The following is a 21,734-nucleotide window of genomic DNA, read 5'->3' as shown; positions in this document are numbered from 1 at the left end:
TAATCAAGATCGTATCTACACAATCTATTTCTATTTCGTTTGCTAAAAAACTTAACGCTTAATTACATAATCGTTTTATCTTCTTTACAAAAAACATATTCAAACAGACAAATCATTGCCACAATTAATGAAACAATGATTTGTTAAAATTTAATCTAACGTTTTAATATTAAATACTAAAATGTTAGACGTTTACTTTAATTAAACTAAAACTCCCAATTCTTTATATTCTGGCAATGTAGGTCTGGTTTTTAAACCATTCTCTATAATTGCCAAAACTCTTTCTCTTTCTTCTCCAATTAATGGTAGTCGCGGTTCTCTTACATTCTCTGTTCCTATACCAGTAGCTACTTCTGCCAATTTTATGTTTTGTACTAATTTACTATTTATATCTAGTTCCAGTAATGGTAAAAACCAACGGTAAATCTCTCTTGCTTCTTCTCCTCGACCAGATTTTGCTAAATTAAATATTGCTACAGTTTCTGCTGGAAATGCACATACTAATCCTGCAACCCAACCGTCTGCACCCATAAAAATACTTTCTAAAGCTAAAGTATCTACACCACTTAAGATTGCCAATCTATCACCAAAGCGATTTTTGATTCGAGTAATATTAGATAAATCTCTTGTAGATTCTTTTACAGCTTGAATGTTTGGACAATCTCTCAATAATTCTTCAAACATATCCATAGTCACTTCTATACTATAATCTACTGGATTATTATATACCATAATAGGTAGTGAAGTACTATTTGCTACTTTTTTAAAATAAGTAACTGTTTCTCTATCGTCGGCTTTATAACGCATTGGAGGCAACATCATTAATCCTAGTGCTCCATCCTCTTTTGCTTTTCTTGCAGCATCTATAGCTGCTTTTGTAGTTTGTTCTGCAATATTAATTATAACTGGAACTTTACCATCAACAACTTCTACTGCTTTTCTTACAATAATTCTTTTTTCATCATCAGTAAGTGTACTAGCTTCTCCTAAAGTACCACCTAAAATAATTCCGCTAACACCTGCATTTAATTGTGCGTGAATGTTTAATTCAAAATTCACTAAATCTAATGTGTCTTCGTCTGTGAATTTAGTAGTTACTGCAGGCATTACGCCTTTCCATTGTATGCTCATAAATTAAATTTTTTAATACTGTAAAATTACTTCAAGGAAATAAACTAGGTTAATGAGTTCTTATCCAGAATTGATACTATATTATCCATTTTTTTATATTATTGCTGTAATTTGAATATTATATGCTTATTTAGATAAAGAAATAAATTCTAAACAATGAAAGTGCTTCCGTTTAAAATACCAAAACACGAACAAGATGCCTTTGTGTTTCAAGTTGATAAAGAAGAATCTTTTTATGATAAACTTCATCAACATGAAGAAATCCAGTTAAGTTATATTATGAAAGGAGAAGGCACTTTGATTGTTGGAGACACTATTAATTACTATAGTAAAGATGATATTTTAATTATAGGTAGTAATATTCCACATGTATTTAAAAGTGATGTTAAAGCTTCTAAACGCTCACATATGGTTACCGTTTTTTTTACTAAAGAATCTTTTGGGTCTCATTTTTTTGATTTAGAAGAATTAAAAGAATTGCAGATTTTTTTTAAGCGTTCTAAACATGGTTTTAAAGTTATTTCAAAACAAAAAACAATTAAGAAACTATTTATACAACTTAAGAAAGCTACGAAATTAAATCGTTTTTTAATTTTGTTACAATTGCTAAAAAACACTTCGGCAGCCAATTACGAAAGCTTATCTTCTTTTATTTACGATAAAAAATACACTGATAACGAAGGACATAAAATGCGAAATGTATTTGAATATACAATGACTCATTTTCAAAAAGACATTAATTTAGAAGCTATTGCTGAAGTAGCAAATATGACAAAAAATGCCTTTTGTAAGTATTTTAAAAAAAGAACCAATAAAACTTATTTTAGATTTTTAACTGAATTACGCATAGAACACGCTTGTAAGTTAATAGAAACTAATAAGGATTTATCTATCTCTGAAATAGCCTACAAGTCTGGATTTAAAAATATCTCTAACTTTAATAGGCATTTTAAAAACATTAAATCAATTAATCCGTCTACATTTAAAAACAAAAAAGATTAGCACATTTGTTAATCTTATACAAAAACAATCTACTATTTTATAACTTTTTAACGTAGTCTGTTATAATTACAATTTGTTGACCATCTACTTTGCCCTCTATATACTTTTCGTTTTCATGATCTAAAGAAATACGACGTACAGCTGTACCTTGTTTAGCAACCATACTAGAACCTTTTACTTTTAAATCCTTAATCAACACTACAGAATCTCCTGCTTGTAAAATAACACCGTTACTATCCTTATGAATTAATTTACCTTCTTCATCTTCTCCTTCTCCAGTGGTTTTTGCAAACTCTAAAACATCTTCTTCTAAATACATCATATCAAGTAAATCTTGAGGCCAACCTTCATTTCTTAGTCGTGATAACATTCTCCAAGCCATAACCTGTACTGCTTGATGTTCACTCCACATACTATCGTTTAAACATCTCCAATGATTTGCATCTGTAGTATCCGGATTTTCGATTTGATCTAGACATATTTTACATACAGTAAGTGTGTTTTTTAGGGTTTTATCTTTTTTTGGTGCTAATGTATGTAACTGTAAATGCTCTTCGCTTGAACATAACTCACATTTGCCGTTTGCTCGTTTATTTAATTCCCTATCTAGACTCATGATTGCGTTTTAATATCTGGTAAAAGTAAGGAATATTCTTAATAAGGGTTATTGAAAAACTAAACTATAAATTTAAACTAGTACGTAATTTTTTAGTCATACTTTTTACAACCATATCATAAGAATGATCTATTAATTCTATAATAAATTTAGCTTGTAATTCGCCTTTGTAGATATATATAGTATTCCAGTGTTTTTTACTCATATGAAAACCAGGCGCTATACTTTCGTATTCTGCTCTAAGTCCTTCAGAATATTCTGGATCTGCTTTTAAATTAATGGAAGCTTTACCTTCTTCCCAATTATCTAACGGTGCAAGAACATACATTTTTCCAGCTACCTTAAAAACTAAAGTAACCTCATCAAATGGAAAATGTTCTGTTGTATATGGTTTGCTTAAACAATATTCTCTAATTTGTTCAATATTCATTGAATAAATTTACAAGAAAAGTTTCATTAATTCTCTAAATGTATGTTTTTAGATTTTTTTTTGATTCTAGTGTTTATTTTTTTTGATTCCACCTTTGTTATTGTAGGTATATCTAAACTCTCTAAGAAATCATTAATGTATAGTAAAACTTTATTCATACTTTAAAAGGTTTTATTGGGGTAGAGAACCTATACTAAGTTATGTATTCTTTATTAAGTTATGGAATTTAGAATAAATCGTTTTTTCATTTCGACGAAATGCTTTTTTTGCAGATAAAACACTTTTTTTATAAGAATTTTGCTATATAGTCTAATTTTTATCTATCTCTTTTGTTGTCTTTTCTTCAATTTTAAGAGCTGAATAATCCAGTGTCCAACCTATAGTTTGCACAATACCTTCTATTAGTAGAATAGAATCTAATGCTTCTTTTTTTGCTATTTGAAATAACCCAGTCTGTGGGACTTTTTCTCTAATATGAAGCTTTGCTTCTTGGTGTAAATCTGTTAAATCATTCGCTTCAAACTTATTAAAAAACCCATCTTTTTTATCGTAGTACTTTAGATTTGTTTCTATTGATAATATTTCAGGTTGAGGAAAATGATTTAAAGTAATCTTTTTGTTTTGAGGGTTAGAGACCATTTCAATTTTAGACAAATCGAAACCAACATGTGCTTTTGCGTCTATAACAACCAACGCTTTTTTCTTACTAGACACCAATTTTAAAAAACGTTCTTTAACATCTTCGTAATGGTAGATTTCAGCAAAATCTCCTTCTACAGTTATAAACTTACAAACCTTCTTTATTTTATCTAACAAAATAACCGATTGTGCATTTGCAAGTTCTTTTCCCTTTATATGCTTAACATAAGTGGCGACACCTAAAGTGGCTAAAGCCCCAAATATGGTAGCGAAAATCATATCCATTTTATTCTATTTTATATAATACTGGTTTACTTGGAGAGGCATCATTTTCAAATGATGCAATTTGAATATTTAAAATATAACTCCCATCTTCTATCTTATTCCCAACATAAATAAACTCTGTGATAGTTGCATCTGTTCTTATATTTCCCTTTAAATCCCAAAATGCTTTATGTGCTTGTAATTTACCATCATCTTTTTCTTTATCAACACTTGGCAAATCTATTAGTAAATGTTTTATACCTTTTTCTCTTAAATAAATTGCAGCTTCCTCCGTTAAATACGGCCAATTAGTATTAGAATATTGTTTCGTTTTTTTATCCTTAGTATTTGGCATAGTCCTTATTACTATTGCTTCTGGCGTTTTTCGTTTTAACAAGTAAGCAATTTGTTTTTTAGAAATCACCTTATCATCTCCTTCTATTTCTGGAGCTACTGTAATAACTTCTGCTGTAAACACAAATCGTTTTAAGCATTTATTAATACTATAAAATTTCTCAGTAATATGACCTACACATTCTGTATGTGTACCATGAGCATGCGGATTAAAATAGATGTTATTAAAATTAACATCTGCTCCTTTTTTTACACTTCCTATCCAATCGTCTAATGCTACTGGTTCTATTTTTGGCTCATCAACATACCAAGCATTAGCATTGTTTTTAGAAGCACGCAATGGTATTGAAATATCTAATGGCTTAGATAAATCTATTTTTATTTTTTTTGAATTTAATTGTATTATTGTAATCAACCGATATTAATTTTAAATAAGTCTGATGCAATTCCATCACTTAAAAACTTTCCTTTTTTAGTGACTTTTAGTTTTTCATCTTCAATATACAACAAATGTTCATTTAAATGTTTTTGAGCTTGCTGCATTAAATAGTTTTCAAAAGTAATGCCAAAATCGTTTCTTATTTTTTGAATAGAAACTCCCCATATCGTTCTCAAGCCTGTCATTACATACTCATTATATTGATCGGTTTTAGTTAAAACCTCTATTTCTATTGGCAGTTCCTTATTTTGAATCGCGTTTATATACTTAGTATTATTTCTAACATTCCAACCTCTTGCTTTCCCATTAAATGAATGTGCCGATGGCCCAATACCTATATATTTTTTGCCTTGCCAATAAGCAGAGTTATTTCTACTAAAAAAACCTTCTTTTCCAAAGTTAGACAGTTCATAATGCACAAAATTATTAGCATTCAATTTATCTATTAAAATATTAAATTGCTGCTGTGCTAATTCATCATTAACATTCTCAATGATTCCTTTTTCTATAAATGATGCTAAAGCTGTTTTGGGCTCTACAGTTAAAGCATAACTAGAAATATGCTTAACACCAAAATTTAAAGCTGCTTCAATATTTTCTTTCCATTCTTGGTTTGTAGTTCCAGGAATACCATAAATTAAGTCCAAAGAAATATTATTAAAGTGTTTAGTAGCTTCTTCAAGACATTCCTTTGCTTCTTTTACATTATGCGCTCGATTCATTAGTTTTAAATCTTTCTCAAAAAAAGATTGAACACCAATACTTAATCTATTTACTGGGCTTTTTGAAAGTTCTATAATGCGTCCTTTAGATAAGTCATCTGGATTGGCTTCTAAAGTAATTTCAGGGTTATTTGAAACTTTATAATTATTATATACTGAATCTATTATTCGTTTTAACTCTTCTTGAGTTAGCAAACTTGGTGTGCCGCCTCCAAAGTAAATGGTTTCTACAGTTGTATTTTTAAACTCATCTTTTCTTATTTCTATTTCAGAAATTAAAGCATTAATAAGCTCCTCTTTCTTTTTTAATGATGTTGAAAAATGAAAATCGCAGTAATGGCACGCTTGCTTGCAGAATGGTATATGAATGTAGATGCCGGCCATTTAGTTTTTAATTACTACTTCTTAAAAAATTAAAACTAGACTTGAATTTTTCTTCATTTTTCAAAATTGAATCCTGTAATGGTTTTAATTCTAATTCATTGTAAAATTCCCAAGGATAACTCCAAGCAATACTCTTTGAAAATATTACCCCATATTCATTAGTAAAATAATAATCATGTTCTTCATCTATAGAATCATTAACATCATATAAATACTTGAATACTTTTATTGGTACTCCCTTAAAATTAAATACTTTAGTATCGATCAATTCACATGTTTGATCATATAACAATATAGAATTATCATTAGTCAATTCTTTAGTTATAAAATGAAAATAAGTACTATCATTATCTAATGTTTTATATTCATAAATCGTGTTATTTTCATCACTATATTTTTTATATAAAACTGTTTCATTTATACTTTTAGATTTACTAATTAGCGTCCTTAGAGTAAGGTAATTATAACTATTACTTTTATTAGCCTGTTCTTTCTCTTGATTACAAGCCATTATAATAAAACTTACTAAAACTAAAATAATCGTCGATTTCATTACTTCTTAACCCGTTTCTCATTCTGCTTTACAAAACTTGCCCAACCAGAATAACTTTTACCAATATCTACACGACCTTGATTATAGAAGTGGCACACTGCAGCGCCTAAACCATCCATAGAGTCCAAATTTTTAGGTAAGGTTTTAAGTCCCAACATACTTTGCAGCATTTTTGCTACTTGTTCTTTACTAGCATTACCATTGCCTGTTACTGCCATTTTAATTTTTTTTGGCGAATACTCAGTAATAGGAACTTCACGAGATAAACCTGCAGCCATTGCAACGCCTTGAGCACGACCTAATTTTAGCATACTTTGCACATTTTTACCAAAAAAAGGTGCTTCAATAGCAATTTCATCTGGATGATGCGTCTCTATAAGCTCTATAGTGCGCTCAAAAATGAGTTTCAATTTTAAATAATGATCATCGTATTTCTTTAAATCTAACTCATTAAGTTGTAAGAATTGCATCTTTTTATTAACTACTTTTATGAGTCCAAACCCCATAATGGTTGTACCAGGATCAATACCCAAAATAATTTTCTCTTCTCCCATTTAGTTACAGGTTACACAACCACTTAATGAAATAGAAACACCAACAGTAACTGTTAATAAATTACCATTAAAAGAACCAATACCTTCTGTTACTGGATTAAAACTACCACCAAAACCATATATGTAAGATACATCTGCAAAAGCAGAAACTGTTCTCGCTATACGATAATGTGCTTCTACTCCTGCCATAGCATTTAAAAACGAGGTTTTGTTTTCTTTAAAATCTCCCAAGGGTTTAATAATAGAATATCCAGGACCAATATGTCCAACCAATCCCATCATTACTGGTAGAAAAGTTGCTATAGGTGTTGCATCATAAACAAACTGGGCATTAATACGTGTATAGTTAATTTTATTTGCAAAGAAATTATTGTTTCCACTAAAGCGATTATAGCCTAAATCTATCTTAGCACCATATTGCTCTGTAAACATACGTTGTATCCCTAAGTTTATTGTTGGAAAGTTAACCGATTTACCAGCAAAGCCATCAACAAATCCTCCTTGAGAAGGACTGTTTACTCCAAGTGCTATAAGTGCTTTCCATTTAGCTGTTTCAATTTGCGAGAAACCAAGATTTACAAAACATAATAATAGTATAATTACAGAATAGTGTTTAATTGAGGTCTTCATTGTATTATAATTTGATTTAATTTGTAGCCTGTAACTTAGATTCATTATGATTTTGAATCAAGTTCAAAAATCATAATGACTAACGCACTACCATACAAAACTAAGCAATTCTTTTTTGCACTCATTAAATTGAGTATAGTAGTTGGTGCTTTTTACTTTATTTACAACAAATTAACTAATAATGACAAGTTAGATTTTTCTGAATTTGTTGGTTTTTTGAAAGAAAAAGCTATTTTTTCAACTAAAAATATCATTTTTTTAGTCTTTTTAACTCTTTTTAATTGGTTTTTTGAAATTATAAAATGGCGTGTTTTAATTTCTTTTATAAAAAAAGTAACTTTTTTTGAAGCATTACAACAAAGCTTAGGGTCTTTAACAGCTTCTTTATTTACCCCAAATCGTATAGGAGAATATGGCGCAAAAGCTATTTACTTTGCAAGACAATATCGTAAAAAAGTATTACTATTAAATTTAATTAGTAATGTTATGCAAATGAGCATCACCGTTATTTTAGGATGTATTGGCTTTTGGTTCTTTGCTTCAAATTATACAATAGATATAGATTATTTTAGAATTTCACGTTTTGCTATAATAATTTTAGTTGTTCTATCATTATCCGTTATTGGTGTAAAACAAAACCGTTATAAGGTAAAAGGTTTTAAAATTGATAAACTCTTGAGGTTTGTAAAAGATTTACCTGCTAAACTTATTGTTTTAGGGCTTTTATATTCGTTACTACGGTATTTTATTTTTTCATTTCAATTTTACTTTTTATTACAGCTTTTTGGTATTAATATTATTTATATTGATGCTATGATTGTTATAACATCTATGTATTTATTATCCTCTATTATTCCTAGTATTTTTCTTTTTGATGTTATAATAAAAGGTAGTGTCGCAGTGTATTTATTTTCTTTTACTGGTATAAATGAGTTTACTATTTTATGTGTAGTTACATTGATGTGGTTACTCAATTTTGTATTACCAAGCATTTTTGGCAGTTATTATGTCCTTAATTTTAATCTTCCTAAAGACGAAGCATAATGTTATATATTATACTAGTTTTTATTTGTATTCTTTATGTTATTCTTATCATATGTTTTTATTTAGGTTTTGATAAAGTACCAAATTTTGAGGAAAAAAGTAGTAGCACTAAAACAAAATTCTCTATTGTTATTCCTTTTAGAAATGAGGTGTTAAATTTACCTCCATTATTAGACTCTATATCATTGTTTCATTACGATAATAATATGTATGAATTTATATTTGTAGATGATAACTCAACAGATAACTCAGTCAAGAAGATAGAACAATGTATTAATAATTCTAATAAAGATATTAGAATCATTAAAAATGATAGAACTACAAGCTCTCCAAAAAAAGATGCCATAACATCTGCTATTAAAATAGCCAAATATGACTGGATTATTACTACAGATGCAGACTGTATTTTACCAAAATTCTGGCTTGATACTTTTAACTGTTATATTCAAAAAAACAATCCAAAAATGATTGTTGCTCCTGTTGCATACTATAATTCTATAGAATCATTTTTAAAGCGTTTTCAAGTTCTTGATTTTTTAAGTTTAATGGGAGCAACAATAGGCGGTTTTGGTATAAACAAACCTTTTTTATGCAATGGCGCTAATTTAGCTTATACAAAAGAATTATTTATAAACGTTAATGGCTTTAATGGTAATACAAATATTGCTAGTGGCGATGATATTTTCTTAATGGAAAAAGCATTACAAACTGATAAAAACGCTATTCACTATTTAAAGGCAAAATCATCTATTGTTTTAACACAACCTCAACCAAGTTGGCGTCTTTTAATATCTCAGCGTAAACGTTGGGCTGCAAAAACCTCTAATTATAATTCTGTTTTTGGAAAATTGGTTGGACTTATTGTATTATTTATGAATGCTTCTATAGTTATTAGTTTGTTTTTAGCTGTTTTAAATATTATAAACTGGCCCCTTTTTATCTTCATTTTTATCCTTAAATTACTATCTGATTTTGCTTTACTTTATAAAACAAGTCGTTTTTTTAATCAAGAAAAGTATTTGTATTCATTTTTTGCTTCAGCTCTAATTTATCCTTTATTTAGTGTTTATATTGCCTTTATTTCAATGTTTACGAGTTATAAGTGGAAAGATAGACGTTTTAATAAATAGTAATTATTCGGTTAAAATTTTTACATTTACAATTAATCCAATCTACTTTACTATGAAAAAATTAATTTTTATTTTAAGCTGCTTTGCTTTCTGTAGTTTTTCATACGCACAGCAAACGTATACTATTGGCGATAAAACAATTGTACTTAAAACTGAAGTTGAAGGCTCTTTAGATTTACTATGGAACAGCATTGATGGTCAATTTCGCTATTTTATTAAAACTAAAGATGATGCGCTTCTAGAATTAAAAAACACTAAAGGTTCTAACAATAAGTTTCAAGAAGAGTATAAGCAAACTCTTAGTGATTTAACGCAAATGGATGCCTCTAAAGTTAAATTAACAACTTATAGTTTAAAAGTATTTATAGACAATTACAACGTTTCTAAAGATGTAAACTATACTACTACAAATACTAAATCTAATCTAAAATTACGCTTAGGAATCTTTGGAGGATTAACCAATAATCCTTTTGTAAAAAACCCAAATTCAACAATAAATACAGATAGTGAAGCTGTACCATTTCTGGGTGCTGAACTAGAAGTTGTTTCTGATAAAATTACTAGGCATTCTGGATTTTTAAATTTAAGATACACCGCTAGCAATGATGCTTTTGAATATTCTTCTACGCAATTGGCTTTAGGCTACAGATATAGAGTAATACATAAAGAAGCTTTTAATATTTATGCGCAAACTAAGTTTGCAACATTAACAAACGCAAAAACGACAACGCGATTTATAGACCCAAATGATGCTACTAATATAATTGTAAGTGAAAATTCAGGTACAACTTTCGACGTTCCTTTAATTTTTGGAATTGGAGCAGACATAAAATTAGGTAATGGTTACTTAACTTTTGTTTACGATTCCCTATTTGCCATTTTAATTGATAACGAAGCTGGTTTTCCAATTGATTTAGCTATAGGTTACAAATTTAATTTATAATGAGTTTATTAAGTAAAACGTCTAACCCTGCATTTTCTAATTATTTTTGGAATGATGATCATGACTCTTCTGCTAAAATGAGTGTTAGAGGCATTTTACTTAAGACGTTATTTACTCTTTTTATTATTTCTACAATAGTTGTTCTAATATGGAAATTGCATAGCAATGGCACTAATATTAAATGGTATGGTACTGGAGGCATGTTAGCGGCAATAATTATTAGCATTGTCTTATCTGTAAGACAAAATTGGGCTCATTTTTTAGTGCCTTTATATGCTATAGCTAAAGGTTTTTTTCTTGGTGGCTTTACGGCTTTTGTGCAAGATAAATTTCCTACAATGCCTTATCAAGCTATTGGTGTTACTTTAGTTACTTTTTTTGTAATATTATTTTTATACCAAACACGAATAATTGTAGTTACAAAAAAAGTAAGAAGCGTTATTATAACTGTATGTGCAAGTATATTTTTAGTCTATATTATTTCTTGGATATTGGGCTTTTTTGGTATTAAATCATTTATATGGGGAACTAGTTGGCTAGCTATTGGCTTCAATGTTTTTGCTGCCACTTTTGCCGCTTTGTCTTTTTTATTAGATTTTGATTTTATTGAACGTTATAAAAACAGAGCTCCAAAATATAAAGAATGGATGGCAACTTACGGCTTACTAGTCACTATTGTATGGCTATACGTTGAGATTTTAAGACTGATGCGTAAACTGGCTATTAAGTTTTAATTTACGTTAATAATTACCGGTAGATTAAATTCTGTTTTTACTGGTTGATCTCTCTTAATTGCAGGAAATATTTGAGGTAAAGTATTTAAACTCTCTGTAAGTAAAACTTCAATATTTGGAATTTCCTGTTTTGTAATTTCATCTAATTTAATATGTATTAAAGTTAATTCTCCCGTTTCAGAAATTTGAAATTCTAAAACAATAGTGTCTTTAATATCTTTAGAAACTATAATAGTTTCAGTCTCTAGATTTTCTAGTATATGTTGCGACAATGTGTTTTCAAAACATGCTTTTTTATCTGCTTTGGTTTGATTGGCGTCACAAGAGGAAAATGTTGGATAAGTATCTACTTCGTTCCAATTAAAAGTTTTTAATTCTTCTTCTAAAATAGTTTCAGAATCTATTTTTTTTGCATCAAAATATTGACATGATGACAAACTAAATAAAAAGAAAAAGAAAAGTACTCTTCGCATAACTATAACTGAATCTGAAAAGTACAATTTATTCCTTTAAAAATAAAGAAACAGTTATTATGCTTCAGTTTTATAACATCTACTATGATCTATTAACAACAAATAGTTTTGAAAAAGTAGTTTGCTTATTTCTTATTTTTAAAATATAAACGCCATCCTGAAGTTTATCTACAGGTATTACTTCTTGTAAATTTCCTTTATCTATTTTTTTATTATATTCTTTTACTAATACACCATTAGCCATATAAATTTCGAATTTATAATCCCCTTGAATAAGAGATTCAAAAGTTATATTTAAATTACTTGTAGCTGGACTTGGAAATACTTTTATATTAGTATCATGCAATGAAGAAGAAACGTCTTCACAGCAAATTTTTTCTTGTACAATTTTAGTTGTTTTAGCTCCTAAAATTACTTTTTTTATAATTGTTTTACCATCTCTATAAATAGAAAAACGGACTTCGTCAAAAGGTTTAAATGCGTTTATCTTTTTAATAGCATCTCCTCTTCTATCTACATTTGTACCATTAATACTCAATACTACATCATAAGCTTTAAAATCACTATCTGATGCCGCAGTATTAGCTACAACTTTTAAAACAATCACCCCTTTATCTATTTCTCTATCACAAGGGCTTCCAAATTGAACACCTAAAAAAGCATCTTCGTAAACCGTTTTATCAATAGTACAAATGTTTTCACAGTCTTCTGTTTGCGCAAATATTGGAGACGTATAGCTCAAAAAAAAAGCAAATAATAGTAGTAGTTTTTTCATTTAATCAATTTAAAGTACTTCAATATATTTTATTTTAATTGCCAAGTAAACAAGCCTGTAAACAATTACCAAATAATAGACAAAATACACTTTTAACCGATTAAAAGATTCTTCTCTATTTAATTCTTTTCATTGTCAGCATTCATAAACTGCTCTGTTTTAAGTTTAGAGAGTTTTTGTTTTGCAAATTCTAAATATATGCTTTCAGGGTTTTCTTTAATAAAAGTCTCAAATAACTTAATTCTACTTTCTATAGTTTTATAGTAACTAGATTTAGTTACTACGATGTAAAACTTTACTTGCTTGTTATTAGGGTTTTCTTTTAATGCTTTATTAAAATATTTAACAGCTTCTCGAGGTTTTTTTAAGCGATTATATACAGTTGCAAGGTTGCTATATTGTATATCTAAAGGTTCATCTTGAAGTTGAAGCGATAATTTTATATTTTTCTCTGCATTTTCATAATCATGAATAGCATTATACAAACTTCCTAATCGGTATAAATTCCCTGTATTTTTAGGATCGTAAAGTAAGGCCTTTTTTAAATATTCTATTGCTTTTTTGTACTCAACTTCCTTTGCACAAGCAAAGCTTAATTTCTCATAAATAAACTGGCTTTTTTCTCCTAATTCTAATAGTTTTTCAAACCAATTAATAGCTTTAGCATACTTACGTTGAGCATACATACTTTGCGCCTTTAAACTCGTTAAAGCTGCATTTTTCGCGTAGCTATTTAGCCCAACTGTAATTAATGTATCTAATCTTTCAAATTCTTTTTTTTGTAGGCTATATTTTGCTAATTTAAAAATTGCTTTTTGGTGTGTACTATCTAACTTATAAGTTTCCTTAAAACTATTTTGTGATGCTTTTGTTTGCTCTAAACGCGCAAGAATAACACCCAATTCATAATAGTAGTTTGGATTTGTATTATCTATCTCAATAAGTGTTTTAAAAACCAATAAAGCATCTTTATTTGCTTTTATTTTACTTAACAGTTTTCCATATTCATACTTTATTAATGTATTATCTGGATTATTTTTTATTGCCGCTGTATAGTTAGATATAGCTTTATCGTAATTTCCAATAGCGTTATATGCTTTGGCTAATCTATGCGACGAATTATTAATATTTTCACTTTCTAACAGCGTTATAGCTTTAGAAAAATTACCATTCGCCATTATACTATCTATAGCATTAAAAGTCGAAGACTGCGCTTCGACTTTTAATGCTATAATCAATAATACTATTAATACTCTACTCTGCAATGTTGAATGTAATTGGTAAAAGGAATTGAACATCTACAGGTTTACCATCTTTTTGTCCTGGTACTAGTTGCGGCATTGTTTTTATAACTCTTATGGTTTCATTTACAAATTCAGATAAAGGCGCTCGTACCTTTATATCTTTAACAACACCATCTTTACCTATAATAAACCTAGCAGAAAGCTTAACTTTTCCTACTAAGCCTTTTTCTTTTCCTATACTTGTTTTAAATTCTTTTAATACTATTTTATTAATGCTTTGCTCTAAGCATTTTTTTGCTTCTTCTTTAGAAGTAAATGACTCACAACCAGGAAAAATAGGAATCTCATCTATCTCTTGTAAAGAAACCGAATCTGATACTGGAATTTTATCCTTATTAATAAATTTTCTATAACTTACTTTTGTTCTTCCTCCAGTTATTTCTGTTCTTAATTCTTCATAACCATCTGGAACAACTTCAGATTTATGATGAATACTTACGGTACTTATATCTGTTGCATAATCGAATACTATCCAAGAAACATAGTCGTGATGTGTTGATAAAAAATTACTAGCCTCTTTTTCTTTTTTTATATCTTCTGCTGATGCTTCCACAAATCTTTTTCTTGATACTGTATATTTTTCAAGATCAATATTTTCAGTAGCATTTGTTGTATCATCATTGTTTAGATTACATGATGTATAAGACAACATAATGAGCAACAAAGGGATTGATAAGGCGTATTTTAATAAATTGATTTGTTTTGATTTAGATTTACTTAACATGATGATTCGTTTTTTGATTAATGATTGTTTAAAAAAGGGATTGATGAATGATATTTTTTTAGTATCAAAGACCTGAGCCAATAAGTTCTCATAGTAACTTTTTTTACCGTTTAATTTTATGGCTTTAGAATCTGCAATAAACTCATGTAAATTGGCTATTCTATTTTGGTATAGATAAATCATTGGGTTAAACCAAAAGATAATACGAAGCACCTCAAAAAATAATAAATCTACAGTATGCTTCTCTTTAACATGAATAATTTCGTGTGCAACGATACTTTCTTTTTCATCTGTTTTAATAGCATCTCCTATATAAATATAATTGAAGAATGAAAATGCAGCATTACTATTTAAAAGCTTAACTAATAAAGTATTCTCAAATTTCTCTTTAGGGCTTTTAACTGTAAGTATTAAAATTCTAGTAAGCTTAATTGTAAATAGTATTAGAGTTACAATACAACCCAAATAGATTAAATACTCCCAATTAAAACTTGTTTCTGAAGCTAAATTTGTTCCTGTAATAGCAGTAACATTATTGATATTATTTTCGGCAGCACCAATAACTAGTTCTGGCAATGTAAAAATATAGTCTTGAGGTATTATTTTATTAAAGCTATTTATTTTAATAAAGGGTAAAACCACAGATAATAAAGCAGACGATAACAAATAAAAACGATTCCAGTTAAAGAAGGTCTCTTTTTTTAGAAACACATCGTAAACCATTAAAAATAATAGCTGAAATACGACTGTTTGTAATATATAATGCAGCATAATAATCGTTTTTATTTGTTATCGTCTAAAGCTTATATTTATTTAGCTATTCTAAACTTTATAGGCAAGTAAAAAGTAACGTTTACAGGTTTTCCATCAACCTTTCCTGGCTTAAATTGTGGTAAAGCTTCAATTACTCTTTTAGCTTCATTTTCAAAAGTAGGGTGTGGCGCACGACTTTTAATGTCTTTTATTTTTCCTTCTTTATCTATAATGAAAAAAGTATTTATTTTGACTACATCTTCAAATCCAACTTCTTTAGCAACTTCTGTATTAAAATGTTTAACAACGAACTTATTAATACCCATAGTAAAACATTTTTTTAATTCTTCTTTTGTTGTAGCAGTATCGCAACCCGGAAAAACTGGAGACTCATCAATAACTGAAAAAGAGATCCCCTTTTTATACATATCATTATATTCTACTTCTACAACCTCTTCTTTTTTTTCGGTATTAGAACTAAAAAAATCGAAATAATTAAAATTAAAATAAGATGTATAACCTGTACCATCTGGGAAATTAACTCTTGTTTCTTCCATTCCTTCTGGCCTTTCTTCAGATTTAAGGTGAATACTATATGTTATTGCACTTTTATCATTATTAATAATAGCCCAGCTTAAATATTCTTTATTCTCTTTTAAAAAAGTTTCATATTTTTCATGAATAACCTTTATATCTTCAGGCATTTCTTCATCTATTTTTAATGAATAAGTAAATTGCTCTAAGTTGTTACTCTCAATGTCGTTTTCTATTTTTTGAGAACATGATGTATAAAATAACATCCCTATTACCATTGGTATTAACAGTGTATATTTTATTAAATTAATTTGTTTTGATTTCGTTTTACTTAACATAATGATTCGTTTTTTGATTAATGATTGTTTAAAAAATGGATTGATGAACGATACTGCTTTAGTATCAAAAACTTGTGCTAATAAATTTTCATAGTAGTGTCTTTTATTATTATACTTTATCGCTTTAGCATCTGCAGTAAATTCATGTAGGTTAGCAATTCTGTTTTGATAAATGTAGATTAGTGGATTAAACCAAAATAGAATACGTAATACTTCAAAAAACAACAAGTCTAAACTATGCTTCTCTTTTACATGTTCTAATTCATGCGCAAGAATCGCTTCTTTCTCTTCTGCTTTAATAGCATCGCCAAGAAAAATATAATTGAAAAATGAAAATGCAGAATTACTATTTATTAGCTGTACTAATGATGTGCTACCTAATTTTGTTTTAGGGTTTGTATTTGCAAGCCTTAATAACTTAATAAGCTTTATTAAAAAGACAACTAGCGCTATTATACATCCTAAATACAAAACATAATGCCAATTAAAAACAAGACTAGATACTAACTCGGCAGCAGTTAACTCTTGGGTAACTGCAGTTGTCTCTTCAGCTTTTCCAATAATAACTTCTGGTAATGCAACTATATATTTTTGAGGAATAATTGCTTTAAAACTATTTAACTTTATAAATGGTAAAATCACAGATAAAAAAGCAGAAATTAACAAATAGAAACGATTGTAATTAAAGAAGGTTTCTCTCTTTAAAAACAGATCGTATACTATTAAAAATAATAGCTGGAATATCACGGTTTGTAATATATAATGAATCATAGTTCTAGTCTTTTGTATCCTTATCTATTTCTTTAAGTACAGATTCTAATTCGTTTAAATTAATATCGTTTTTCTTCATAAAAAAAGAGACCATACTTTTAAAAGAACCTTGAAAATAATTATCTACTAGTTTATTTATAGATTGGTTGCTATACGCTTCCTTTTCTAATAAAGGAAAATAGATGTGCCCTTTTCCTTTCTTTTCATAATCTACAAATCCTTTACTTTCTAAAATTCTAACAATAGTAGATACTGTATTATAAGCAGGCTTTGGCTCAGGAAATTCTTCTATTATCTGTTTTACGTTGGCTTTTTTTAATTGCCATAACACATGCATAATATCTTCTTCTGCTTTTGTAAGTTGCTTCATAAATCAACTAAGTTTTTAGTTAAACATAAAACAAATATAACTAAAAAAATAGTTTAAACTAATTATTTAGTTTAAAATGTAACATTTTAACAAAAAAAGAGTCCTATAAGAAAACATTAAAATGGATATATTTCTCACCTTAATTGGTGTATTATTTATGTGCTTAGGTTTAGTTGGTAGTATACTACCTATACTACCAGGTCCAACACTTAGTTGGGTTGGACTATTATTATTGTATTTAACCAATGCCGTCCCTGATAACAGTACCTTTCTAATACTTACTTTATTTATAGCTTTACTCGTTTTTGCCTTAGATTATATTATTCCTGCTATTGGCACTAAAAAATTTGGAGGTTCTAAAGCTGGAATGTTTGGTACCACCATTGGTTTAATAATAGGTATACTATCTCCAATTCCTGGCGGTATTATAATTGGTCCTTTTGTTGGCGCTTTACTTGGCGAATTATCTAATAAAGCAGATTCTCAAACAGCCATAAAAGCTGCCTTTGGTTCGTTTCTAGGTTTTATTACTGGTACTTTTTTAAAGTTTATTGTAGCTATAGTTTACTTTGGTTTTTTTATAAAAACCTTTTGGGAATACAAGAACATTATCTTCTAATACCATTTCTAATAAAGAAAAATCATTATTTTATTTTACGGTAATTTTAAGTAAGAAAGAGTTTAAAAAAGAAGAAACCCTATAGTTATGAATCTATAGGGTTTTGTGTAAATGTGCTATTACCAACTAAATTCGTTCTAAAGAATGAATCAGTTAATGATTGTTGATACATCAAAAGTAATAAAGTTGTTTTTGTACGTTACGGTTTTTCCCGTAATTTAATTACGGGAAAAACCGTAGTTTATAGCAATAACAATGCTTAAGCGATTTTTAAATATTTAAAAAAAAGTAAAATTTAACATTTTTAACAGATTTTAGACTGTATTATTGGTTAATAAAGCCTTTATTTCTTGCCTCTTCAACCAAGGCTTGATCGTTACCATCTTCTACTCTAAATAATATTTTTAGCGTTTTCTTGCGTTTTTCTACTGTGCTTAAAGACAGCTCTAAATGCTTAGCAATATCTTTTGTTTTGGTACCTTTAGATAGTAAATATAATATTTCATGGTTAATACTATCTATATCTAAACGATGCGGTATGGTTTTATTTAAAATACTATTTACTGTACCACTATAAAAGACATCACGGTTTAATATTCTTTGAAACGCACTCGATAATTCGCTTGCTGTTAAATCACTTTTTATTAAAAAGCCTTCTGGGTTAATTTCGTTAATAATTTTATGTATTCTAAAAGACTCATCAAACATGGTCAAAATAATAATTTTAGACAATGGCGAATGGTGACTTACATAATTTGCTAAGTCTATACCAGATTTAAATTTACCATCTTTAGAAGCAGGAATACTAACATCAAAAAAATACACATCGTATGGATTTTCTGTGTCTATAGATTTTTTAATAGCTGCAATAGACTCATCACAGTTATTAGCCATATCTATTATAAGGGTTTGATAATCGTGCTTGGTTGCCATTAAAGTATTTTGGTAACCTTCAATAATCATAGGATGATCATCGGTCATTAGTATTCTAATTGTTCTTGGTAACATTACAAAATGTTTAAAAATTTAGACTGGGACATCTATTGTTAAACTTGTACCATTACTCTTACTTGTTTTAACAGAAAAATGACCATTTATCTCATTTACACGTGATTTCATATTCTTAAGTCCAATACCATCTTTACTCTTAGCGGCATCGAAACCTTCTCCATCATCTTTTATGGTTAAAGATATTAAATTATTTACTTGTTTTATGTTAATTGAGACTAAATTAGCATAAGCATGTTTGTAGATATTTTGTAGTGATTCTTGTATAATTCTATACAAGTGAATTTTTGTTTTATTATTTAATAGATCCCAATTTACAGGTTCTTGTACTGTAATATCTTGCCCTAAATTATAGGCTACACATTGGGTTTCTATTAAGGTAGTTATTAAACTTAAAAAACTTGCATTGGCTATAAAATCTGTATTTAAATCGTGAGAGACTTGGCGAATGTCTTGTTCTATCTCCTTAAGCTCATTTATATAATTACCTCTATTAATAACAGCTTCGTCTGTTTTTACCATATTTAAGCTATCTAAACTTAAACGGGCTCCAAAAAGACGACCTAAAATACCATCGTGTATTTCTTGAGAAATTCGCTTTTTTTCCACTGCTCTCGCTTCATCCATTTTATCCTGTTGCGATAGCATAAGGTTGTAGATTTCCTCATTGGCATCTTGTTGTTGTTTTGCTAATTGTAATTCTTTCTTCTTCTCTCGTTTTGTTTTTATTACGTAGACTAACATTAGAGAAGACAATAAACTAAGTGAGATAATTATAAGCCATGTGTTTAGTCTTGAAGCGGCTTCTTCTTTTTGTTTATATGTGTCTGTTTCAAAATTAATTCTAGTAAACTGATTACGCATTCTTCTTTCTTCTAAAATTAGACTATCACTTAGTTTTATATGCTCTAAAAGGTATTCTCTTGATTTTTCTCCTTTTTCAATTTTAGATTTAAGAATTAATGTATTTAAAATAGTTTCATTTGCATTAAATTGTTTCCCCAATTCATATGACTTATTAGCGTAAAAATCAGCAGAATCATTTTCATTTTTTTTAAGAAAAAGTTCCGAAAACTGTTCGCTTGTAATCATTATCTCTCTCAATCCTTTTTCTTCTTTTGCGACACTTAATGATTCCCTAAATAACCTTTCTAATTCAAAATAATTTTTATCTCCTGCTAACAATTTGCAATATGCTAAACTTGATAATATAGAGGCGTAAGTACTAGGATCTTGAGCCTTTATTGATTTGTCTTCTAATAACTTTAAAAAAAGCTTATTAGCTTCTCTGTAATCACCCTTTCTTCTATATAGTATAGCTATATTAGTTTTGGAATATAGGTTTAATAAATAATCATCTTTAATTTTATTTGCATAACCTAAAGCATTATTATGATATTCAATTGCTTTATCATATCTATTTATTTGACCTGAAATAATACCTATTAGATTATTTAAAGACCATAAAGCGTCATAAATATTATCATCCTTTGGAAGTTCATTTAATATTTTTATCCCTTCAATTGCATTAATTTCACTACCAATAAAATCCCTAGCACGCCTTTGAATCCTTGCCATATTAGATAAAACATCTGCTTCTAATCTTTTTTTCTGAGTAACCCTATAAAACTCCCTAGCTTTAAAGTAATAAGAATATGCGCTATCAACTTTTTTTAATTCATCAAAATGATAGCCCAGATTATGCGATGCATATGCCATTTTCAAAGTATCTTTTAACTTTCCTGCTATATTTAAATTGATGAAATTTATGGTATATAATGAATCAACATCTCTATTTACTAGAAACAAATAAGATAACACTCTATTGCTAGCTAATATAGTACTATCATTTTTAGTAAGTTTAGATAATTTTATTGCCTGTCTCGCATACTCAAATCGTATATTAATATCCAGATCTCTATCATTTGCTAGATTTCTTAGTATATTTATACTATCATAGTTATTTAGATCATTTTTTTGAGCAAAAAAATGCTGAGGTATTGTAATAAAGAAAAAAAGTAATAAAGAATATCTCAATATAGTATAATATTATATGTATATCTCAAATGTAAAATAATTTGCAGAAATTATCTTATTGAACAAAACAAAAACTTTTATTAATTAGAAAACTTTAAATATCAATCTTCAATTCAAGACTATTCATAAGTTTTAATACTTGACATTCTATATGTATTTAGTCAAAAGTTACTTTTTAACCATTTGTTGGTACTGAAGCTCCTTTTTCTCGTTCTGTAAAAACGGTTTGTATTACGTTAACTTCATTTATTTCGTGATTTGTATTTTCTATTACTGGATTCGTTTCTAATGATGGCAATACTGCTGTTAAAAGTCCTATTGATAATAATGCTATTAATGTGATTTTTAGGGTTTTCATTTTTAAGAGATTTATATATTTAGTAAGAATTGTTTTTTAACCATTTGTTGGTACTGAAGCTCCTTTTTCTCGTTCTGTAAAAACGGTTTGTATTACGTTAA

At 28.3% G+C, this 21,734-nt stretch carries 24 protein-coding genes; 6 read left to right on the top strand and 18 right to left on the bottom strand.

Annotated elements, in window-relative coordinates; all coding sequences use genetic code 11:
- Positions 1-201: 201 nt before the first annotated feature.
- Entirely contained in the window at positions 202-1,131 is a 930-nt protein-coding gene (locus Q0997_RS17530; protein WP_299891222.1) for a dihydrodipicolinate synthase family protein, read from the bottom strand.
- Between the two features lie 156 nt (positions 1,132-1,287).
- On the opposite strand from Q0997_RS17530, the gene Q0997_RS17525 reads away from it, so the two are divergent.
- Entirely contained in the window at positions 1,288-2,133 is an 846-nt protein-coding gene (locus Q0997_RS17525; protein WP_299891220.1) for an AraC family transcriptional regulator, read from the top strand.
- A 37-nt stretch (positions 2,134-2,170) separates the two neighbouring features.
- On the opposite strand, the gene Q0997_RS17520 is transcribed toward Q0997_RS17525, so the two are convergent.
- The 8 genes from Q0997_RS17520 to Q0997_RS17485 all read right to left on the bottom strand — a co-directional run bounded on the left by Q0997_RS17520 (position 2,171) and on the right by Q0997_RS17485 (position 7,718).
- Positions 2,171-2,749: an alkylphosphonate utilization protein gene (locus tag Q0997_RS17520; protein WP_299891217.1), complete on the bottom strand. Its 579-nt coding sequence runs from the start codon at positions 2,747-2,749 to the stop codon at positions 2,171-2,173.
- A gap of 64 nt (positions 2,750-2,813) precedes the next feature.
- Complete coding sequence (locus Q0997_RS17515; RefSeq protein WP_299891214.1) at positions 2,814-3,179, bottom strand: MmcQ/YjbR family DNA-binding protein; 366 nt, start codon at positions 3,177-3,179, stop codon at positions 2,814-2,816.
- Between the two features lie 309 nt (positions 3,180-3,488).
- Positions 3,489-4,103, bottom strand: coding sequence for a DUF4230 domain-containing protein (locus Q0997_RS17510; RefSeq protein WP_299891211.1), 615 nt, complete (start codon positions 4,101-4,103; stop codon positions 3,489-3,491).
- 1 nt (position 4,104) lies between these two features.
- Positions 4,105-4,851 (bottom strand): cyclase family protein, encoded by a 747-nt coding sequence (locus Q0997_RS17505; protein ID WP_299891208.1) that lies wholly within the window; start codon positions 4,849-4,851, stop codon positions 4,105-4,107.
- Entirely contained in the window at positions 4,848-5,981 is a 1,134-nt protein-coding gene (gene hemW, locus Q0997_RS17500) for a radical SAM family heme chaperone HemW (protein ID WP_299891205.1), read from the bottom strand. Before hemW ends, Q0997_RS17505 begins: the two co-directional genes overlap by 4 nt.
- Positions 5,982-5,988: 7 nt before the next feature.
- Positions 5,989-6,534 carry a hypothetical protein gene (locus Q0997_RS17495; protein ID WP_299891202.1) on the bottom strand — a complete coding sequence of 182 codons (546 nt, stop codon included), beginning with the start codon at positions 6,532-6,534 and terminating at the stop codon, positions 5,989-5,991.
- On the bottom strand, positions 6,534-7,088 hold the full coding sequence (gene ruvC, locus Q0997_RS17490; protein ID WP_299891199.1) for a crossover junction endodeoxyribonuclease RuvC: 555 nt from the start codon (positions 7,086-7,088) through the stop codon (positions 6,534-6,536). Before ruvC ends, Q0997_RS17495 begins: the two co-directional genes overlap by 1 nt.
- Positions 7,089-7,718 (bottom strand): cell envelope biogenesis protein OmpA, encoded by a 630-nt coding sequence (locus tag Q0997_RS17485; RefSeq protein ID WP_299891196.1) that lies wholly within the window; start codon positions 7,716-7,718, stop codon positions 7,089-7,091.
- Between the two features lie 75 nt (positions 7,719-7,793).
- Between Q0997_RS17485 and Q0997_RS17480 the strand changes: the two genes are divergently transcribed.
- Genes Q0997_RS17480 through Q0997_RS17465 form a run of 4 tightly spaced genes read left to right on the top strand, consistent with a single transcriptional unit; the run spans position 7,794 to position 11,569 of the window.
- The gene (locus Q0997_RS17480; RefSeq protein ID WP_299891193.1) at positions 7,794-8,762 is read left to right on the top strand and encodes a lysylphosphatidylglycerol synthase domain-containing protein; all 969 of its coding nucleotides are present in this window, start codon (positions 7,794-7,796) and stop codon (positions 8,760-8,762) included.
- Entirely contained in the window at positions 8,762-9,892 is a 1,131-nt protein-coding gene (locus tag Q0997_RS17475; RefSeq protein WP_299891190.1) for a glycosyltransferase, read from the top strand. Before Q0997_RS17480 ends, Q0997_RS17475 begins: the two co-directional genes overlap by 1 nt.
- 52 nt (positions 9,893-9,944) lie before the next feature.
- Positions 9,945-10,835, top strand: a complete 891-nt coding sequence (locus Q0997_RS17470) for a hypothetical protein (RefSeq protein ID WP_299891186.1) — start codon at positions 9,945-9,947, stop codon at positions 10,833-10,835.
- Positions 10,835-11,569: a Bax inhibitor-1/YccA family protein gene (locus Q0997_RS17465; protein WP_299891183.1), complete on the top strand. Its 735-nt coding sequence runs from the start codon at positions 10,835-10,837 to the stop codon at positions 11,567-11,569. The genes Q0997_RS17470 and Q0997_RS17465 overlap by 1 nt, the downstream gene beginning before the upstream one ends.
- Here Q0997_RS17465 and Q0997_RS17460 read toward each other — a convergent pair.
- The 6 genes from Q0997_RS17460 to Q0997_RS17435 all read right to left on the bottom strand — a co-directional run bounded on the left by Q0997_RS17460 (position 11,566) and on the right by Q0997_RS17435 (position 17,611).
- Positions 11,566-12,042: a hypothetical protein gene (locus tag Q0997_RS17460; protein ID WP_299891179.1), complete on the bottom strand. Its 477-nt coding sequence runs from the start codon at positions 12,040-12,042 to the stop codon at positions 11,566-11,568. The two genes, Q0997_RS17465 and Q0997_RS17460, sit on opposite strands and share 4 nt — an antisense overlap.
- An 82-nt stretch (positions 12,043-12,124) precedes the next feature.
- Positions 12,125-12,817 (bottom strand): PDZ domain-containing protein, encoded by a 693-nt coding sequence (locus tag Q0997_RS17455; RefSeq protein WP_299891176.1) that lies wholly within the window; start codon positions 12,815-12,817, stop codon positions 12,125-12,127.
- Between the two features lie 119 nt (positions 12,818-12,936).
- Positions 12,937-14,082, bottom strand: coding sequence for a tetratricopeptide repeat protein (locus tag Q0997_RS17450; protein WP_299891173.1), 1,146 nt, complete (start codon positions 14,080-14,082; stop codon positions 12,937-12,939).
- Entirely contained in the window at positions 14,072-15,616 is a 1,545-nt protein-coding gene (locus Q0997_RS17445) for a M56 family metallopeptidase (RefSeq protein WP_299891170.1), read from the bottom strand. The genes Q0997_RS17450 and Q0997_RS17445 overlap by 11 nt, the downstream gene beginning before the upstream one ends.
- Before the next feature lie 38 nt (positions 15,617-15,654).
- Positions 15,655-17,241 carry a M56 family metallopeptidase gene (locus Q0997_RS17440; protein WP_299891167.1) on the bottom strand — a complete coding sequence of 529 codons (1,587 nt, stop codon included), beginning with the start codon at positions 17,239-17,241 and terminating at the stop codon, positions 15,655-15,657.
- 4 nt (positions 17,242-17,245) lie between these two features.
- Positions 17,246-17,611 (bottom strand): BlaI/MecI/CopY family transcriptional regulator, encoded by a 366-nt coding sequence (locus tag Q0997_RS17435; RefSeq protein WP_299891164.1) that lies wholly within the window; start codon positions 17,609-17,611, stop codon positions 17,246-17,248.
- Between the two features lie 121 nt (positions 17,612-17,732).
- Between Q0997_RS17435 and Q0997_RS17430 the strand changes: the two genes are divergently transcribed.
- Complete coding sequence (locus tag Q0997_RS17430; RefSeq protein WP_299891161.1) at positions 17,733-18,230, top strand: DUF456 domain-containing protein; 498 nt, start codon at positions 17,733-17,735, stop codon at positions 18,228-18,230.
- A 324-nt stretch (positions 18,231-18,554) separates the two neighbouring features.
- Here Q0997_RS17430 and Q0997_RS17425 read toward each other — a convergent pair whose 3' ends face one another.
- The 3 genes from Q0997_RS17425 to Q0997_RS17415 all read right to left on the bottom strand — a co-directional run bounded on the left by Q0997_RS17425 (position 18,555) and on the right by Q0997_RS17415 (position 21,633).
- Positions 18,555-19,238, bottom strand: coding sequence for a response regulator transcription factor (locus Q0997_RS17425; RefSeq protein WP_299891159.1), 684 nt, complete (start codon positions 19,236-19,238; stop codon positions 18,555-18,557).
- A gap of 18 nt (positions 19,239-19,256) precedes the next feature.
- Positions 19,257-21,275: a tetratricopeptide repeat-containing sensor histidine kinase gene (locus Q0997_RS17420; RefSeq protein ID WP_299891156.1), complete on the bottom strand. Its 2,019-nt coding sequence runs from the start codon at positions 21,273-21,275 to the stop codon at positions 19,257-19,259.
- Between the two features lie 175 nt (positions 21,276-21,450).
- Positions 21,451-21,633, bottom strand: coding sequence for a hypothetical protein (locus tag Q0997_RS17415; RefSeq protein WP_299891153.1), 183 nt, complete (start codon positions 21,631-21,633; stop codon positions 21,451-21,453).
- Positions 21,634-21,734 lie beyond the last annotated feature (101 nt).

It is taken from the genome of uncultured Lacinutrix sp. (genome assembly GCF_947500325.1).
GTDB lineage: Bacteria > Bacteroidota > Bacteroidia > Flavobacteriales > Flavobacteriaceae > Lacinutrix.
Note: the sequence above shows the minus strand (reverse complement) of the source record. Positions and strands in the feature narration are given on the sequence as shown.

What these genes read in the sequence shown, in the direction of transcription:
- Q0997_RS17475 (WP_299891190.1), top strand. Translation starts at nt 8,762, where the DNA reads ATGTTATATATTATACTAGTTTTTATTTGTATTCTTTATGTTATTCTT.
- Q0997_RS17520 (WP_299891217.1), bottom strand. Translation starts at nt 2,749, where the DNA reads ATGAGTCTAGATAGGGAATTAAATAAACGAGCAAACGGCAAATGTGAG.
- Q0997_RS17460 (WP_299891179.1), bottom strand. Translation starts at nt 12,042, where the DNA reads ATGCGAAGAGTACTTTTCTTTTTCTTTTTATTTAGTTTGTCATCATGT.
- Q0997_RS17525 (WP_299891220.1), top strand. Translation starts at nt 1,288, where the DNA reads ATGAAAGTGCTTCCGTTTAAAATACCAAAACACGAACAAGATGCCTTT.
- Q0997_RS17445 (WP_299891170.1), bottom strand. Translation starts at nt 15,616, where the DNA reads ATGCTGCATTATATATTACAAACAGTCGTATTTCAGCTATTATTTTTA.
- hemW (WP_299891205.1), bottom strand. Translation starts at nt 5,981, where the DNA reads ATGGCCGGCATCTACATTCATATACCATTCTGCAAGCAAGCGTGCCAT.
- Q0997_RS17515 (WP_299891214.1), bottom strand. Translation starts at nt 3,179, where the DNA reads ATGAATATTGAACAAATTAGAGAATATTGTTTAAGCAAACCATATACA.
- Q0997_RS17510 (WP_299891211.1), bottom strand. Translation starts at nt 4,103, where the DNA reads ATGGATATGATTTTCGCTACCATATTTGGGGCTTTAGCCACTTTAGGT.
- Q0997_RS17455 (WP_299891176.1), bottom strand. Translation starts at nt 12,817, where the DNA reads ATGAAAAAACTACTACTATTATTTGCTTTTTTTTTGAGCTATACGTCT.
- Q0997_RS17430 (WP_299891161.1), top strand. Translation starts at nt 17,733, where the DNA reads ATGGATATATTTCTCACCTTAATTGGTGTATTATTTATGTGCTTAGGT.
- Q0997_RS17530 (WP_299891222.1), bottom strand. Translation starts at nt 1,131, where the DNA reads ATGAGCATACAATGGAAAGGCGTAATGCCTGCAGTAACTACTAAATTC.
- Q0997_RS17425 (WP_299891159.1), bottom strand. Translation starts at nt 19,238, where the DNA reads ATGTTACCAAGAACAATTAGAATACTAATGACCGATGATCATCCTATG.
- Q0997_RS17440 (WP_299891167.1), bottom strand. Translation starts at nt 17,241, where the DNA reads ATGATTCATTATATATTACAAACCGTGATATTCCAGCTATTATTTTTA.
- Q0997_RS17495 (WP_299891202.1), bottom strand. Translation starts at nt 6,534, where the DNA reads ATGAAATCGACGATTATTTTAGTTTTAGTAAGTTTTATTATAATGGCT.
- Q0997_RS17470 (WP_299891186.1), top strand. Translation starts at nt 9,945, where the DNA reads ATGAAAAAATTAATTTTTATTTTAAGCTGCTTTGCTTTCTGTAGTTTT.
- Q0997_RS17485 (WP_299891196.1), bottom strand. Translation starts at nt 7,718, where the DNA reads ATGAAGACCTCAATTAAACACTATTCTGTAATTATACTATTATTATGT.
- ruvC (WP_299891199.1), bottom strand. Translation starts at nt 7,088, where the DNA reads ATGGGAGAAGAGAAAATTATTTTGGGTATTGATCCTGGTACAACCATT.
- Q0997_RS17415 (WP_299891153.1), bottom strand. Translation starts at nt 21,633, where the DNA reads ATGAAAACCCTAAAAATCACATTAATAGCATTATTATCAATAGGACTT.
- Q0997_RS17465 (WP_299891183.1), top strand. Translation starts at nt 10,835, where the DNA reads ATGAGTTTATTAAGTAAAACGTCTAACCCTGCATTTTCTAATTATTTT.
- Q0997_RS17435 (WP_299891164.1), bottom strand. Translation starts at nt 17,611, where the DNA reads ATGAAGCAACTTACAAAAGCAGAAGAAGATATTATGCATGTGTTATGG.
- Q0997_RS17480 (WP_299891193.1), top strand. Translation starts at nt 7,794, where the DNA reads ATGACTAACGCACTACCATACAAAACTAAGCAATTCTTTTTTGCACTC.